General features: G+C 66.8%; 18 protein-coding genes and 1 tRNA gene. 8 read left to right on the top strand and 11 right to left on the bottom strand.

Annotated features, from left to right (window positions below):
• Positions 1 to 258, bottom strand: coding sequence for a BufA2 family periplasmic bufferin-type metallophore (gene bufA2, locus AC6BOR_RS00210; protein ID WP_498059243.1), 258 nt, complete (start codon positions 256 to 258; stop codon positions 1 to 3).
• Between the two features lie 273 nt (positions 259 to 531).
• On the opposite strand from bufA2, the gene AC6BOR_RS00205 reads away from it, so the two are divergent.
• Genes AC6BOR_RS00205 through AC6BOR_RS00190 form a run of 4 tightly spaced genes read left to right on the top strand, consistent with a single transcriptional unit; the run spans position 532 to position 2,792 of the window.
• Positions 532 to 792 (top strand): BufA1 family periplasmic bufferin-type metallophore, encoded by a 261-nt coding sequence (locus AC6BOR_RS00205; protein WP_498059242.1) that lies wholly within the window; start codon positions 532 to 534, stop codon positions 790 to 792.
• A gap of 17 nt (positions 793 to 809) precedes the next feature.
• On the top strand, positions 810 to 1,661 hold the full coding sequence (locus AC6BOR_RS00200; protein WP_498059241.1) for an MbnB/TglH/ChrH family RiPP precursor modification enzyme: 852 nt from the start codon (positions 810 to 812) through the stop codon (positions 1,659 to 1,661).
• On the top strand, positions 1,651 to 2,358 hold the full coding sequence (locus tag AC6BOR_RS00195; RefSeq protein ID WP_498059240.1) for an HvfC/BufC family peptide modification chaperone: 708 nt from the start codon (positions 1,651 to 1,653) through the stop codon (positions 2,356 to 2,358). The genes AC6BOR_RS00200 and AC6BOR_RS00195 overlap by 11 nt, the downstream gene beginning before the upstream one ends.
• 2 nt (positions 2,359 to 2,360) lie before the next feature.
• The gene (locus AC6BOR_RS00190; protein ID WP_498060677.1) at positions 2,361 to 2,792 is read left to right on the top strand and encodes a DoxX family protein; all 432 of its coding nucleotides are present in this window, start codon (positions 2,361 to 2,363) and stop codon (positions 2,790 to 2,792) included.
• Between the two features lie 34 nt (positions 2,793 to 2,826).
• Here the strand turns inward: AC6BOR_RS00190 and AC6BOR_RS00185 are convergent, their stop codons facing one another.
• The 6 genes from AC6BOR_RS00185 to AC6BOR_RS00160 all read right to left on the bottom strand — a co-directional run bounded on the left by AC6BOR_RS00185 (position 2,827) and on the right by AC6BOR_RS00160 (position 5,355).
• The gene (locus tag AC6BOR_RS00185; RefSeq protein WP_498059239.1) at positions 2,827 to 3,459 is read right to left on the bottom strand and encodes a peroxiredoxin-like family protein; all 633 of its coding nucleotides are present in this window, start codon (positions 3,457 to 3,459) and stop codon (positions 2,827 to 2,829) included.
• Positions 3,460 to 3,547: 88 nt separating this feature from the next.
• The gene (locus tag AC6BOR_RS00180) at positions 3,548 to 3,943 is read right to left on the bottom strand and encodes a hypothetical protein (protein ID WP_498059238.1); all 396 of its coding nucleotides are present in this window, start codon (positions 3,941 to 3,943) and stop codon (positions 3,548 to 3,550) included.
• A gap of 75 nt (positions 3,944 to 4,018) precedes the next feature.
• The gene (locus tag AC6BOR_RS00175) at positions 4,019 to 4,570 is read right to left on the bottom strand and encodes a TetR family transcriptional regulator (RefSeq protein ID WP_498059237.1); all 552 of its coding nucleotides are present in this window, start codon (positions 4,568 to 4,570) and stop codon (positions 4,019 to 4,021) included.
• Positions 4,571 to 4,760: 190 nt separating this feature from the next.
• Positions 4,761 to 4,837, bottom strand: a tRNA-Arg gene (locus AC6BOR_RS00170).
• Positions 4,838 to 4,882: 45 nt separating this feature from the next.
• Complete coding sequence (locus AC6BOR_RS00165) at positions 4,883 to 5,077, bottom strand: hypothetical protein (RefSeq protein WP_498059236.1); 195 nt, start codon at positions 5,075 to 5,077, stop codon at positions 4,883 to 4,885.
• Positions 5,077 to 5,355 (bottom strand): NADH dehydrogenase ubiquinone Fe-S protein 4, encoded by a 279-nt coding sequence (locus AC6BOR_RS00160; RefSeq protein WP_498059235.1) that lies wholly within the window; start codon positions 5,353 to 5,355, stop codon positions 5,077 to 5,079. The genes AC6BOR_RS00165 and AC6BOR_RS00160 overlap by 1 nt, the downstream gene beginning before the upstream one ends.
• Positions 5,356 to 5,426: 71 nt before the next feature.
• Between AC6BOR_RS00160 and AC6BOR_RS00155 the strand changes: the two genes are divergently transcribed.
• Positions 5,427 to 5,723, top strand: a complete 297-nt coding sequence (locus tag AC6BOR_RS00155) for a putative quinol monooxygenase (RefSeq protein ID WP_498059234.1) — start codon at positions 5,427 to 5,429, stop codon at positions 5,721 to 5,723.
• Positions 5,724 to 5,733: 10 nt separating this feature from the next.
• Here AC6BOR_RS00155 and AC6BOR_RS00150 read toward each other — a convergent pair whose 3' ends face one another.
• Positions 5,734 to 6,771, bottom strand: coding sequence for a polyprenyl synthetase family protein (locus AC6BOR_RS00150; protein WP_498059233.1), 1,038 nt, complete (start codon positions 6,769 to 6,771; stop codon positions 5,734 to 5,736).
• Positions 6,772 to 6,852: 81 nt separating this feature from the next.
• Between AC6BOR_RS00150 and AC6BOR_RS00145 the strand changes: the two genes are divergently transcribed.
• Together AC6BOR_RS00145 and AC6BOR_RS00140 are read left to right on the top strand one after the other, a co-directional pair.
• Complete coding sequence (locus AC6BOR_RS00145; protein WP_243375123.1) at positions 6,853 to 7,128, top strand: chorismate mutase; 276 nt, start codon at positions 6,853 to 6,855, stop codon at positions 7,126 to 7,128.
• A 90-nt stretch (positions 7,129 to 7,218) separates the two neighbouring features.
• Complete coding sequence (locus AC6BOR_RS00140) at positions 7,219 to 8,073, top strand: PEPxxWA-CTERM sorting domain-containing protein (RefSeq protein WP_498059232.1); 855 nt, start codon at positions 7,219 to 7,221, stop codon at positions 8,071 to 8,073.
• Here AC6BOR_RS00140 and AC6BOR_RS00135 read toward each other — a convergent pair.
• Genes AC6BOR_RS00135 through AC6BOR_RS00125 form a run of 3 tightly spaced genes read right to left on the bottom strand, consistent with a single transcriptional unit; the run spans position 8,051 to position 10,286 of the window.
• Positions 8,051 to 9,364, bottom strand: coding sequence for a sensor histidine kinase (locus AC6BOR_RS00135; RefSeq protein ID WP_498059231.1), 1,314 nt, complete (start codon positions 9,362 to 9,364; stop codon positions 8,051 to 8,053). The two genes, AC6BOR_RS00140 and AC6BOR_RS00135, sit on opposite strands and share 23 nt — an antisense overlap.
• A gap of 43 nt (positions 9,365 to 9,407) precedes the next feature.
• Positions 9,408 to 10,070 (bottom strand): response regulator transcription factor, encoded by a 663-nt coding sequence (locus AC6BOR_RS00130; protein ID WP_498059230.1) that lies wholly within the window; start codon positions 10,068 to 10,070, stop codon positions 9,408 to 9,410.
• 36 nt (positions 10,071 to 10,106) lie between these two features.
• Positions 10,107 to 10,286, bottom strand: a complete 180-nt coding sequence (locus AC6BOR_RS00125) for a PepSY domain-containing protein (protein ID WP_498059229.1) — start codon at positions 10,284 to 10,286, stop codon at positions 10,107 to 10,109.
• Positions 10,287 to 10,606: 320 nt separating this feature from the next.
• On the opposite strand from AC6BOR_RS00125, the gene AC6BOR_RS00120 reads away from it, so the two are divergent.
• Positions 10,607 to 12,376 carry an ABC-F family ATP-binding cassette domain-containing protein gene (locus AC6BOR_RS00120; RefSeq protein WP_498059228.1) on the top strand — a complete coding sequence of 590 codons (1,770 nt, stop codon included), beginning with the start codon at positions 10,607 to 10,609 and terminating at the stop codon, positions 12,374 to 12,376.
• Positions 12,377 to 12,419: the final 43 nt, after the last annotated feature.

Raw genomic sequence — 12,419 nt, 5'->3', positions numbered from 1 at the left:
TTACTTTTCGGTCAGGCGGCCGCCGGCAGCTTTGCAGGCCTTCACGGTCAGCGCCTTGAAGCCCTGGCCCTTGCAGGCATTCTGGCCCTTGCAGGCGCTGTTGGCGGTCGCACAGTCAGACGTGCCCTTGCAGGTGTTGATGCCATAGCAGTGGACGACCTTTTCATCGGCGGCCTGGGCCTGGACGGCAACGCCGGCGGAAACCGCAATGGCGGCTGCAGCGGCGGCAAGCGAGATACGGGTGGCAAGCATGTTCATCTCCATGGCTTGGCGCACCGTCCATCCGGCACGCCCTGTGCCGCCTCCCCTTGGTGGCGGCATGGCATGATCCGCACGGCAAGTGCATCCGGTTACAGCCGCTGCAACTGTAACCCGGCCCGCCGCCCTGGCGAATAGGCATTCGACGTCGGCGCCCTTCAAGATCCGCCTCCCCCGCTGGCGTCGGCGCGGCTGCGCCCCTGCACCCCGAACCCGGGTGCAGCCGCGCCCCTCGGTTAAAATGCGTTGGGGCGGCGGCAGGAGAGGCAGACCATGACATCCAAGACCCTGTTGGGCGCCGCCGTGCTGGCCGCGCTCGCCGCCAGCGCCGCCAGCGCGGCCGACAAGCCCAAGATGGAAAAATGCTTTGGCGTTTCCAAGGCCGGCCAGAATGACTGCGCCGCCGGCGCCGGCACCAGCTGTGCCGGCACGTCCAAGGTGGATTACCAGAAGAACGCCTGGAAACTGGTGCCCGCCGGCACCTGCACCAAGATCAAGACGCCCAAGGGCAATGGCTCGCTCACCCCGGCCTGATCCTGATGCACGGCAGGATGCACAACCGGCCGGCAGTGCGGCTGGGCGCAGGCATTGGCCTGCGCCTGCCGCATCTGGCTGCGCTGGCATCAGGCAGCATGCCCTTGCCGCCCGGCCTGTGGCTGGAAGTGCATGCCGAAAATTTCATGGTTGATGGCGGCCCCCGCCTGTCCGCCCTGCTGGCGGTGGCGGAGCGTCACCCGATTTCGCTGCATGGCGTCGGCCTTGCGCTGGCCGGCAGCCACATGGCGCCGCCGGCCCATGTCGCCCGCCTGCGCCGCCTGTGCGATCAGGTGAACCCGTGCCTGGTTTCCGATCACCTCGCCTGGCAGCGCGTCGGCCGCTGGCATGTGCCGGATTTCCTGCCCTTCCCGCGCACCCGCACCGCACTCGCGCTGACGATCAGCAACACCAACCGCGCCCAGGATCTGCTCGGCCGCCGGCTGCTGATCGAAAACCCCTCGCACTATGGCGATGTTGGCGGCCACGACATGCCGGAACATGAATTTCTGGCCGAACTGGCGCTGGCCAGCGGCTGCGGCCTGCTGGTCGATGTCAACAATATCCATGTCTCGGCCGAAAATCTGGGCCGCGATGCACGCTGGCTGGTCGATCAACTCCCGGCCGATGCGGTGGGCGAGATCCATGTTGCCGGCCACCGCCCCGATGCGGATGGCAAGCTGCTGATCGACAGCCATGATGCGCCGGTTGCCGGCCCGGTCTGGGCGCTGGCTGCGCGCCTGCTCGCCCGCACCGGCCCCTGCCCGCTGCTGGTGGAGCGCGATGCCCAGTTGCCGCCGCTCGCCGATCTGCTGGCCGAAGCCGCCCAGGCCGCGGCACTGTTGGCCGAGGTGGGCCATGCCGGCTGAACCACGCCGGGCGCCCGCCCGTTTCGAAGCCTGGTATGGCCGGCTGCTGGCCGGCGAGGCCGTGGCCGCCAACCCCGGCCTGCGTGCCAGCCTTTCGGTTCATGCCAACAACGCCATGGCCGCCGCCACCGCCGCCCTAACCGACAATTTTCCCGTGGTGCGCGCCCTGTTGGGCGATGATGTCTTCGCCGATCTGGCGCACCGCCATGCCCGCCATGTGCCACCGGCCGATCCGCGCCTCTGCCTTTATGGCGATGGCTTTGCCGAAAGCCTGGCCGCGGTGATCGATGCGCCGGCCTTTCCGTGGCTGGCTGCCATCGCGCGGCTGGAATATGCCGTCGTCCGCGCGCTGTTCGCTGCCGATCCGCCGCCCCGCCCCCGCCGGCTCAGCCCCGGGCGCAGCTGGCCGCTGGCCCCGGCCACGGCCTGGATCAGTGCCGATGCGCCGCTGGCCAGCCTGTGGCACGCCCACCAGCCCGGCGCCACCTGGCCCGATGAATTTCCCGATCAGGGCGAACTGGCGCTCGTCACCCGCGCCGGTGGCGTGGTGCAGGTCACCGCCCTGCCGCCGGCGGCCGCCAGCCTGCTCGGCGCGCTCGCCAGCCGCACCCCGCTGGCCCGGCTGACCGGTGATCAGCTTGCCCATCTGCCGGCCCTGGCTGCGGCCGCGGCCCTCGTCCCTGCTGTTGGAGAATGATGATGAACCCCTATGCCGCCGTCACCGGCCTGTTGGCCCGCATCCCGGAATCGCTGTGGCTGCTGGTGTGCCGCTTCGGCATCGGCGCGATCTTCTTCCTGTCGGGCCGCACCAAGGTCGATGGCCTGCTCACCCTGAAAGACAGCACCTACACGCTGTTCGAATATGAATATGCGCTGCCGCTGATCCCGTCCGACATTGCGGCCCATCTGGCCACCTATGCCGAACACGCCTTTCCCATCCTGCTGGCGCTCGGTCTGTTCACCCGCCTCGGCGCGCTGGGCCTGTTGGGGATGACGGCGACGATCCAGATCTTCGTCTATCCCGATGCCTGGCCGACCCATCTCAGCTGGACGGCGATCCTGCTGCCGATCATCGCGCGCGGGCCCGGCGCCCTCTCGCTCGACCGGCTGCTGGGGCTGGAACGCGCCTGACCATAAACGCGCCTGACCATAAAACTGTGCCCGTTCAGCTGCGCAGCGCTGCCAGCACCGCCGCCGGATCGGCCCGGTGGCGGAAATCCACATCAACATGGGCAAAGCGCACCCGCATGCCCACCTCGATCACAAAGGTCGCCGGGATCGGCAGGATGCCGCTGGCCGCGCCATAATGCGCGGCCAGATCGAGGCCGGCGCGGGCGAATTCGGTCATCAGTTCCTGGCCAACGAAAAACGCCAGGCCCAGAGCAGCGCTGGCCCCGAAATCGACATCGCACAGCAACTGCGCCTCACGGCCAACCAGCGCTGCCATCGCCGCCGCCCGGCCGCCCACTTCGGGCGTGACCAGCACGACGCGGCAGCCGGCAGCGCGCAGCTCGGGCTGGATCAGCCGCCAATTCTCCAGCTCGGCCTGGCACCAGGGGCACCACAGGCCGCGGTGAAAGCTCAACAGGATCGGGCCATCCTTGCACAGGGCAGACAGCCGGGTCAGGCGGCCGGCGGCATCCGGCAGGGCCAGATCGGGGAAAAGCTGGCCGGCCCGTGGTGCCAGCCGGCCGGAGCCCAGCGCCGTCAGACGCTGCACCAGCGCATCGGCCCGCACATGCCAGACCGGATCGACCGTCGGTCCCGGTCGCTGCGGCTGGGGATGCACCGATTCCATGGCGAAGACTAACCTGCCGGCAACCCCGGCGCCAGCCAGCCCCCCTTCATGGAGTGCATAGCCGGCCGCTATGGCCGCCGCTGCGCCTTCAATCGGCTGTGGCCGGCCACCACAGCGGGCCAACCAGGGTGAGCAGCACGATCAGGTTGAAGCCGGCGTTGCTGGCGTGGCCGGCGGCAATCGAACCGGCACTGTCAAGCGCGAACCAGGCCAGCAGCCCGGCCAGGATGGTGCGGCGCACCGGCTCCGGCGCCAGCGGGTGCAGCCGTGTCGCCAGAAACCACACGGTCACCCCCCAGCCCAAGAGGAAGCCGCCGGTGATGGCAGTCAGAAAGCGGGTGGTCGGCTCGGCATAGTTTTGCACCCCGTCAAGCGGCCAGGCCAGCAGATCAAGCGACCAGCGCGCCGGTTCGGCCAGCGCCGGCCGGCTGGCCAGCGAAAACACCGGGCCAAAGCCGCCAATCCCGAAGGCCGTGAACTTCATCCATTGGCGTTGCCGCGCAGCATTCATGCCATCCATCCTCTTCACGCAAAGGATGGCGCATTTTTGTAGCGTCCGCTACAGGAATCGCACCTCCGCCAGCGCGGCCTGCGCGGCTTCGGCCTGGCTGTTGCCGCCCACCATGTCGAACAGGGCGGCGCCATCGATCACCGCCAGCATCAGCGCCGCCTGCCGGGTGCGGGCCGGGCCCGGCGGCGCCGCAATGCGCACATCAAGCCAGGCGATGAACTGTTCGAGGATCCGGGTCGCCAGCGCCGGATAGGGCGGCTCCTGCCGGGCGGCAGCGGCCACGATTTCCAGCCATAGCCGCATCGATGGCTGCATGGCCGTGCTGCGCACCAGCGCGATCACCTGTTGCAGCAGTTGGTCGGGCGGCAGCGGATCGGGCGGCATGGCCGCATCCAGCCCGGCGGCAAAGCCATCGGCAATGCGGCCGATCACGCACGACAGCAACTCGGTCTTGTCGTTGAAATAATACAGCAGCATCCGGTCGCTGATGCCGGCGGCTGCCGCCAGCGGGCGCAGGCTGGTCTGCCCCAGCCCATTGGCCAGCAAATGGCCCACCAGCGCCGTGATCACCTGCTCGCGCCGTTCCGCCTTGATCCGCATAGGCCCCCTTGCAGCGAACACCAGTGATGCTCGCCCACCCCGTTACCAAAGCCATGGTGGCAAGAAGGGCCACGACTTGCAAATACCCCCGCACATGTCCAGCGCTGCCCGTGTTCATCATTCGAACACCACGGCTGCGGAGCAGGCCGACAACAGGATCGCAGCTTCGCTGCTCACATTTGCCGAAAACTGGCGCGCCCAGCAGGACTCGAACCTGCGACCCCGAGCTTAGAAGGCACGTGCTCTATCCAGCTGAGCTATGGGCGCGTTGGCCCTGCATTGCCTTGGCGGCGGGCGAAAATCCAGCCCTGCTCAATCGATCAGATCAAGATAGGCGGCGACATCATTGTCGGTGGCGATCCACAGACCGGCCTGCACGGCTTCGGGCTGGGCGGCGGCCAGCGCCAAGGCTTCGTCCAGCGGGCCATAGAACAGGGTCTGCGCCACTGGATCGCCATCATCGAGGTGATAGAGGCGGACGCTGGCCGAACCGAAGGTGGTGCGCATCAGCGGAAATTGTCGGCGTAGGCCTGCAATTTCAGCGTGCGCGGGCCCAGTGGCACGATCTCCACCACCAGGCCATGCCGCTCGGCATAGGCGAGCGCGGCCTCTTTGGTGGGAAAGCGCAGCTGGATCTGCCCGGCGGTGAAGCCCGAACCAGCCCAGCCGGTCAGCGGATCGGCCCGCAGCCGGTCATCCCGTTCAAATTCCAGCAGCCATTCGCCGGTGCGGCCATGGCCGGATTGCAGGGCATGTTTCGGGCGTTGATAAAGGCGCGCGTGCATGCCTCTCTCTTGCCGCGACAGGCTGCCGCAGGCAAGGACTTTGCATCGGCCGTTCAACACGGAGCACCGTCATGATCCTGATCAGCGGCACCATCCGCCTGCCCGCAGGCGGCCTCGCCCCCGCCCTGCCCGCCATGCGCGCCATGATGGCGGCCAGCCGGGCCGAGCCGGGCTGCCTCCACTATGCCTATGCCCAGGATCTGGACGACCCCACGCTGATCCATGTCAGCGAACGCTGGACCAGCCGGGCGGCCCTTGCCGCACATTTCGCCTCCGCCCATCTGGCCGCCTGGCGCGGCCAGTTCGCGGCGCTGGGCATCCACGACCGCAATCTGATCCTGGTGGAGGGGGATGCGGAGCCGACCTGAACGGCCGGGCTCAATAGGCGCGGGCGATGGCGAATTCGACCGTTTCGGTCAGTGCGTCACGCGCCGGGCTCTTGGGGAAACCGGCCAGCACATCGATGGCGCGCTGGCCATAATGGCGGGCGCGGGCCATGGTGTCGGCCACCGCATTGGTGCTGCGCAACAGCTCGCCGGCGCGGGCCAGTTCGGCATCACCATTGGCACGGCCGCTCATGGCGCGGCGCCAGAATTCGCGCTCGTCCTCGTTGCCGCGGGCATAGGCCAGGATCACCGGCAGGGTGATCTTGCCGTCGCGGAAATCATCGCCGGCATTCTTGCCCATGGTTTCGGCGTCAGACACATAATCAATGGCGTCGTCCACCAGCTGGAAGGCGATGCCAAGATAGCGGCCATAGCTGGCCAGCGCCTCTTCCACCTTCTCGTCGCGTTCGGCCACCACGGCCGCAATCTGGCAGGCGGCGGCAAACAGCGCCGCGGTCTTGGCGGTGATGATTTCGAGATAACGGTCTTCGGTGGTGGACACATCGCGCTGGGCCGTCAGCTGCGCCACCTCGCCTTCCGCGATCACCGCCGATGCCCGGCTCAGGATCTTGAGCACCCGCAAGCTGCCGTCCTCGACCATCAGCTCAAAGGCGCGGCTGAACAGGAAGTCACCAACCAGCACGCTGGCCGGATTGCCATAGAGCGCGTTGGCCGTGACCTTGCCGCGCCGCAGGCCCGATGCGTCAACCACATCATCGTGCAGCAGGGTGGCGGTGTGGATGAACTCCACCGCGGCGGCCAGCTTGTAATGGCGATTGCCCTCATAGCCGAGCACGCTGGCACAGCCCAGGGTGAGCATCGGGCGCAGCCGCTTGCCCCCGCCGGCGATCAGATGGCCAGCCAATTCGGGGATCAGCGCCACCGGCGACTGCATGCGATCCAGAATGACATGGTTGACCGCATTCAGCCCCGGCGCCGTCAGATTCATCAGCGCCTTGATCGATGGTTCGCGCCCGGGGCGCAGCGTATGCACGGTTGCTGTCACCCCCTCCCCATAGCGCAGTTGCATGCTGGTGCAAGCTTGGCCTTGCCCGGCGCGCTGCTGTGCCGCAAAGCTTGGGCACCACAGGGGCCAGTTTTGGGGAGCATCATGGACGCAACGCTGAAAGCCTATCGCGAGAGCATCGACAATATCGATGCGGCGCTGGTGTTCATGCTGGCCGAACGCTTCAAGATCACCCAGGCGGTTGGCCGCTACAAGGCTGAAACCGGCCTGCCGCCGGCCGATCCGGGCCGCGAATCCGAACAGATCGCCCGCTTGCGCGCGCTCGCTGCCAGCGCCAACCTTGATCCGGAATTCTCGGAGAAATTCCTACGCTTCATCATCGATGAGGTGATCCGCCACCACCAGGCCGCGCGCGGCTAAAAAGGTTAACAACTTGCAATTTGCGTACACCCCGGCACCAGTGTGATATCCCGGTAAAGCTGGTCGCACTGAATATTCGGGGGGAAATTCATGCGCATTGTCACACGCGCCGTCGCAGGCGCACTGTTCCTGTCCATTCCCAGCATGGCAAGCGCCTATGGTCCGCTGATCGTCGGCGGGCAGACGCTGATGTTCAACGGCGCGCTCAACACCACAACGGGCGGATTTCATTACTACAACGGCTATGGCAGCTATTCGGACGTGGCCGACAACGGCAGCCGGGTCGATCTGCTGATCGGTGCCGGCACCGGCGGCTTTGTCGAAGTGAGCGGCAGCGGCAACACCGAATCCGATGCCTATGGCAGCTTCCAGTATAATTTCCGCGTTGATGGCAGCGGCCCGCTCAATGCCTTCGGCATGGTGGAAATGCGGGTCACCACCAAGGGCATCACCAACACGACCGGCTATTATCAGGCGCTGGCCGGCATATCGCTGACACCCGATCCGCTCCATTCCTTTGATTATTATCTGCCGATCGCCTTCCAGTTCAACGCGAAATCCTGCTCGGGCTCCACATCCAACTGCACGTCGGGCTTCAACGGCGCCGATGGCTGGGATGTGACAGACTATGTCTTCTACATGTGGCCCAACCGGGATTACACGCTCAACATGGGCGCATCAGTGCAGCAACGCCAGCCCGACAGTTACAGCATCAGCCACGGCGGCCCGGGCACACTGCGCAGCGGCACCGCTTATGCCTATGTCGATCCGGTCATCAAGATCGCGCCCGGCGTGGCAGGCTTCACCATCAGCAACGGCGGCCCGCCGATGCAGCTGGTGGGCGGCGTGCCCGAGCCTGACAGCTGGATCATGCTGATCGCTGGCTTCGGCCTGGTCGGGGCGGCAGCGCGGCGGCGGCGGGCTATTCCGCGCGCGGCAGGCTGAGCGTCACCAGCAGGCCGCCAAGGTCTTCCGACTCGCCCAGGCTGATATCGCCTCCGCACAGTTCAGCCACCTCCCGCGCGATGGCAAGTCCAAGGCCGGTGCCCGGCTTGTCGGTGTCCAGCCGTTCACCGCGCTGGAACAGGCGCGCACGCTCGGCCTCGGCGATGCCATGCCCGTCATCCTCCACCAGGATGCGCAGCATGGCATCGGCCGCCTCGATGGTGACAAAGGCGCGGCCACCGCCGTGGATCGCGGCATTCTCGATCAGATTGCCCACCATCTCTTCCAGATCCTGGCGCTCACCGCGAAACTCCACGGCCTTGTCACCGGCCAGATCGATGGTCACCCTGTCCTGGTGGATCCTCTCCACCGTGCGGGCAATCGCCTCAACCACCGGCCACACAGGGGTGCGCGCCGTGCTGGCGGCGCGGCGGCCGGCGGCGCGGGCGCGGGCCAATTGGTGGTCGACATGCCGGCGCATCACCTGCACCTGGGCCTCCACCGCCCGGGCCAGCGCATCGTCCCGCCCCTGCGCCTCCCCCACCAGCACGCTCATCGGCGTTTTCAGGGCATGGGCCAGATTGCCGGCATGGCGGCGTGCGGCCTCGGCCTGGGCCTCGCCATGGGCCAGCAACTCGTTGATCTCCGCCACCAGCGGCGCCACCTCCACCGGAAAACGCGCCTGCACCCGCTGGGCCCGGCCGCTGCGGATGGCGGCAATCGCATCGGAAACCCGGCGCAGCGGCGCCAGGCCATAGGTGGATTGCAAGCCCGCCATGCCGATCAGCCCCAGCCCGAGCACTGTCAGCGACCAGAACAGGATCGATCGGGTGCGCGCCAGTTGCCGTTCCAGATCGCGGCTGGATTGCGCCACCTGGAAATAGAAAAACCGCGGCGACCCCGGCAACCGCACGCTGCGGCCCATGATGCGCAGCGGCTCGCTGGGGAACGCCGCCGAATCATAGACGCACGGCGTGCGGCAATCTGTGCCCCGCGGCTGCGGCCCCAGCTGGCGATCCCACAGGCTGCGCGACGGAAAGGTCGCCATGCCGGCGCCGCTGATCTGCCAATAAAGCCCGGAATAAGGCTCGGAAAACCGCTGGTCCCCCAGCGGGCGGAGCAGCCGCACCTCGCCCACCTCGTCCAGCTCGGCGGTGTTGATCATCGCCTTCAGATTGCTGGCCAGCTGCTCGTCAAATCCGGACCGCAGCGTGTCGGCCAGCACCCGGTCCAGCGCATAGCCGCCCAGCGCCAGCAACGCGGTGATCCACACCGCCGCAATCAGGATCATGCGCCGGCGCAGCGAACGGCCGGTCGAAACCGGAGCCGACGCCTCAGATCTGGTCGTTGAGGCTGTAGCCAAGGCCGCGCGTGGTCAGGATGAGATCGGAACCCAGCTTCTTGCGGATGCGGGTGATGAACACCTCGATCGTGTTGGAATCACGATCAAAATCCTGATCATAAATATGTTCGATCAACTCGGTGCGGCTCACCACCTTGCCCTTGTGGTGCATCAGATAGCTCAACAGCTTGAACTCCTGCGCCGTCATCTTCACCGGCTCGCCGTTCAACGTCACCCGGCCCGACCGGCCATCCAGCCGCACGCCGCCGGCGGTCAATTCCGATGTCGCCTTGCCGGCCGCCCGGCGGATCAGCGCGCGCAACCGCGCCACCAGTTCCTCCACCTGGAACGGCTTGGCCAGATAATCATCGGCCCCGGCATCCAGCCCGGCCACCTTGTCGGCCCAGCTGTCCCGCGCGGTCAGCACCAGCACCGGCATGGTGCGCCCTTCCCGGCGCCAGCGGTCCAGCACGGTCAGCCCGTCCACCTCCGGCAGGCCCAGATCCAGAACCACCGCGTCATAGGTTTCGTTGGCGCCCAGATAATGGCCTTCCTCGCCATCGGACGCGGCATCCACGGCATAGCCGGTCTGCTCCAGAACCGCCTTCAACTGGCGCCGCAAATTGGGTTCGTCTTCAACTACCAGGATACGCATGCCCCACTCCGCCTGCTGGTAAACCCAAGATATCGATCAGAAACTCTGGCGCGGCCGCACCCGTTCCCCGGTGCGGGCATCCACATCAACATTGATCACATTGCCATCACGCATGAACCGGAACCGATAGCGGCGGCTGCCCGCATCGAACTGCGCGCCCATATATTCGCCCGGCGTTTCCTGCACGACCCGGCGCTGGATCACATCGAACGGCATGATCTCGCCGGCTCGTCGCAAGCCCTGCACCTCGTTGGGCTGGGCGCCTGCCGGAACGGCAGCCGTCGCAACGGCCAAACCCAGCGCGGCAAGACGCGCAAAGATGATGTGTGATGCTACCAGTCTCATGCCCCTGCTCTGGCACTGCCCGCTTGAACAGCCTCTGAACACTGTCTGTCATTCGCGCTGGCCCCCTCTTGCACCAATTGCGTCCAATTCGCAACAAGTGCAATTGACACAACAGCTTGCCACATTTGCCGCAACGCCGCCTCACTCGCCCCTTGCCAGCCCGTCCGGCTTGTCCCACTGGCCATGCCATCATGCCCGAACCCATTCTCACGCTCGAATCCGTCGGTCTCAAAAATGGTGCCGGCTGGCTCTTTGATGGCCTGTCGCTCACCATCGACGCGCGCGACCGGCTGGCCCTCATCGGCCGCAACGGCGCCGGCAAATCCACCCTTCTGAAGATCATCGACGGCACGATCGAGGCTGATGCCGGCCGCAGAGCCACCGCCAGCGGCTTGCGCATCGGCCGGCTGGAACAGGATCCTCCCATGGCCGCGTTCGCCACGCTGGGCGATTATGCCCTCGCCGGCGGCGCCGCCGATCATGAAGTGGCGGCGCTCGCCGATCAGCTTGGCATCGATCTCGCCCGCCCGGCCACCACCGCATCGGGTGGGGAGCGCCGCCGCGCCGCCCTGGTGCGCGTGCTGGCCGAAGCGCCCGACTTGCTGCTGCTGGATGAGCCGACCAACCATCTCGATATCGCCGCCATCGAATGGCTCGAATCCTGGCTGGAACGCAGCCGCTGCGCGCTCGTCGTCATCAGCCATGATCGCGCCTTCCTCACCCGCCTGACAAAGAACTGCCTCTGGCTGGATCGCGGTATGCTGCGCCGCGCCGAAGTCGGCTTTGGCGGCTTTGATGCCTGGGCCGATGCCGTCGCCGCCGAGGAGGAGCGCACGGCCCAGCGCCTCGACACGAAATTGCGGGCCGAGGAGCATTGGTTGCAGCGCGGCGTCACCGCCCGGCGCAAGCGCAACATGGGCCGGCTCGCCAAGCTGATGGAGCTGCGCGAAACCCGCCGCAGCCTCGACCGCGGCCCCACCAGCGCCCGCATCGCCACCGAATCCAGCGATCCCGGCTCGAAAATTCTCATCGATGCCCGGGGTATCAGCCTCGCCTTCGGGCCGCGCGCCATCGTGCACGATCTGTCGCTCAGGGTGCGCAAGGGTGATCGCATCGGCATCATCGGCCCCAACGGCGCCGGCAAATCCACGCTGATCAAGCTGCTGCTCGGCCAGTTGGCGCCCGACAGCGGCGAGATCCGCCGCAGCGCCAACCTTGCCCCCACCATCATCGATCAGCATCGCCAGCGCCTGAAGGGCCGCACCGTGCGCGAGGTGCTGGCCGATGGCGGCGAATGGCTGGAGGTGAACGGCGCCAAGAAACATGTCGCCGGCTATCTGAAGGAATATCTCTTCGATGCCGGTATCCTGGATGCCGCGGCCGAAACCCTGTCGGGCGGCGAACAGTCGCGCCTGCTGCTGGCCCGCGAATTTGCGACGCCCTCAAACCTGATGGTGCTCGATGAACCCACCAACGATCTCGACATGGAAACGCTCGACCTGATCGAGGAGGTGATCGGCGATTATGACGGCACCGTGCTGCTGGTCAGCCACGATCGCGCCTTCCTGGATCGGGTGGTGACAATGATCGTCGCCCTGGATGGCAACGGCAAGGCCGAGATCAGCGTCGGCGGCTGGAGCGACTGGGCCGCCCGCCAGCAGGCGACGACCAGCGCCCCCAAGGCCAAGGCCGCCCCCGCGCCCACGCCTGTGCCGAAAAAGGCCAGCAAGCTGAGCTACAAGGACGCGCGCGAACTTGCCGATCTGCCCACCCGCATCGAAGCACTGAACAAGGATATCGCCACCCGCGAAGCCGCGCTGGCCGATCCCGACCTCTATGCAAAAAACCCGGCCCGCTTCGCCAGCCTCACCACCGAGCTTGATCGCCTGCGCGAAACGCTGGAAACCGCCGAACTGCGCTGGCTGGAACTCGCCGAACTGGAAGAGCAACTGGCCGGCTGAGTTCGCAAACAGCTCCCCTCCCGCTCGCGGGAGGGGTTGGGGG

The organism is Sandarakinorhabdus sp. FBCC-B8862, assembly GCF_059745315.1.
This window is presented reverse-complemented; position numbering and strand designations above follow the sequence as displayed.

Bases quoted from the DNA above. Each gene is read 5' to 3' on its own strand.
- bufA2 (WP_498059243.1), bottom strand. From the start codon at position 258: ATGAACATGCTTGCCACCCGTATCTCGCTTGCCGCCGCTGCAGCCGCC.
- AC6BOR_RS00140 (WP_498059232.1), top strand. From the start codon at position 7,219: ATGCGCATTGTCACACGCGCCGTCGCAGGCGCACTGTTCCTGTCCATT.
- AC6BOR_RS00160 (WP_498059235.1), bottom strand. From the start codon at position 5,355: ATGCACGCGCGCCTTTATCAACGCCCGAAACATGCCCTGCAATCCGGC.
- AC6BOR_RS00165 (WP_498059236.1), bottom strand. From the start codon at position 5,077: ATGCGCACCACCTTCGGTTCGGCCAGCGTCCGCCTCTATCACCTCGAT.
- AC6BOR_RS00175 (WP_498059237.1), bottom strand. From the start codon at position 4,570: ATGCGGATCAAGGCGGAACGGCGCGAGCAGGTGATCACGGCGCTGGTG.
- AC6BOR_RS00135 (WP_498059231.1), bottom strand. From the start codon at position 9,364: ATGATCCTGATTGCGGCGGTGTGGATCACCGCGTTGCTGGCGCTGGGC.
- AC6BOR_RS00130 (WP_498059230.1), bottom strand. From the start codon at position 10,070: ATGCGTATCCTGGTAGTTGAAGACGAACCCAATTTGCGGCGCCAGTTG.
- AC6BOR_RS00155 (WP_498059234.1), top strand. From the start codon at position 5,427: ATGATCCTGATCAGCGGCACCATCCGCCTGCCCGCAGGCGGCCTCGCC.
- AC6BOR_RS00205 (WP_498059242.1), top strand. From the start codon at position 532: ATGACATCCAAGACCCTGTTGGGCGCCGCCGTGCTGGCCGCGCTCGCC.
- AC6BOR_RS00200 (WP_498059241.1), top strand. From the start codon at position 810: ATGCACAACCGGCCGGCAGTGCGGCTGGGCGCAGGCATTGGCCTGCGC.
- AC6BOR_RS00190 (WP_498060677.1), top strand. From the start codon at position 2,361: ATGAACCCCTATGCCGCCGTCACCGGCCTGTTGGCCCGCATCCCGGAA.
- AC6BOR_RS00145 (WP_243375123.1), top strand. From the start codon at position 6,853: ATGGACGCAACGCTGAAAGCCTATCGCGAGAGCATCGACAATATCGAT.
- AC6BOR_RS00125 (WP_498059229.1), bottom strand. From the start codon at position 10,286: ATGCCGTTCGATGTGATCCAGCGCCGGGTCGTGCAGGAAACGCCGGGC.
- AC6BOR_RS00185 (WP_498059239.1), bottom strand. From the start codon at position 3,459: ATGGAATCGGTGCATCCCCAGCCGCAGCGACCGGGACCGACGGTCGAT.
- AC6BOR_RS00180 (WP_498059238.1), bottom strand. From the start codon at position 3,943: ATGAAGTTCACGGCCTTCGGGATTGGCGGCTTTGGCCCGGTGTTTTCG.
- AC6BOR_RS00195 (WP_498059240.1), top strand. From the start codon at position 1,651: ATGCCGGCTGAACCACGCCGGGCGCCCGCCCGTTTCGAAGCCTGGTAT.
- AC6BOR_RS00150 (WP_498059233.1), bottom strand. From the start codon at position 6,771: ATGCAACTGCGCTATGGGGAGGGGGTGACAGCAACCGTGCATACGCTG.
- AC6BOR_RS00120 (WP_498059228.1), top strand. From the start codon at position 10,607: ATGCCCGAACCCATTCTCACGCTCGAATCCGTCGGTCTCAAAAATGGT.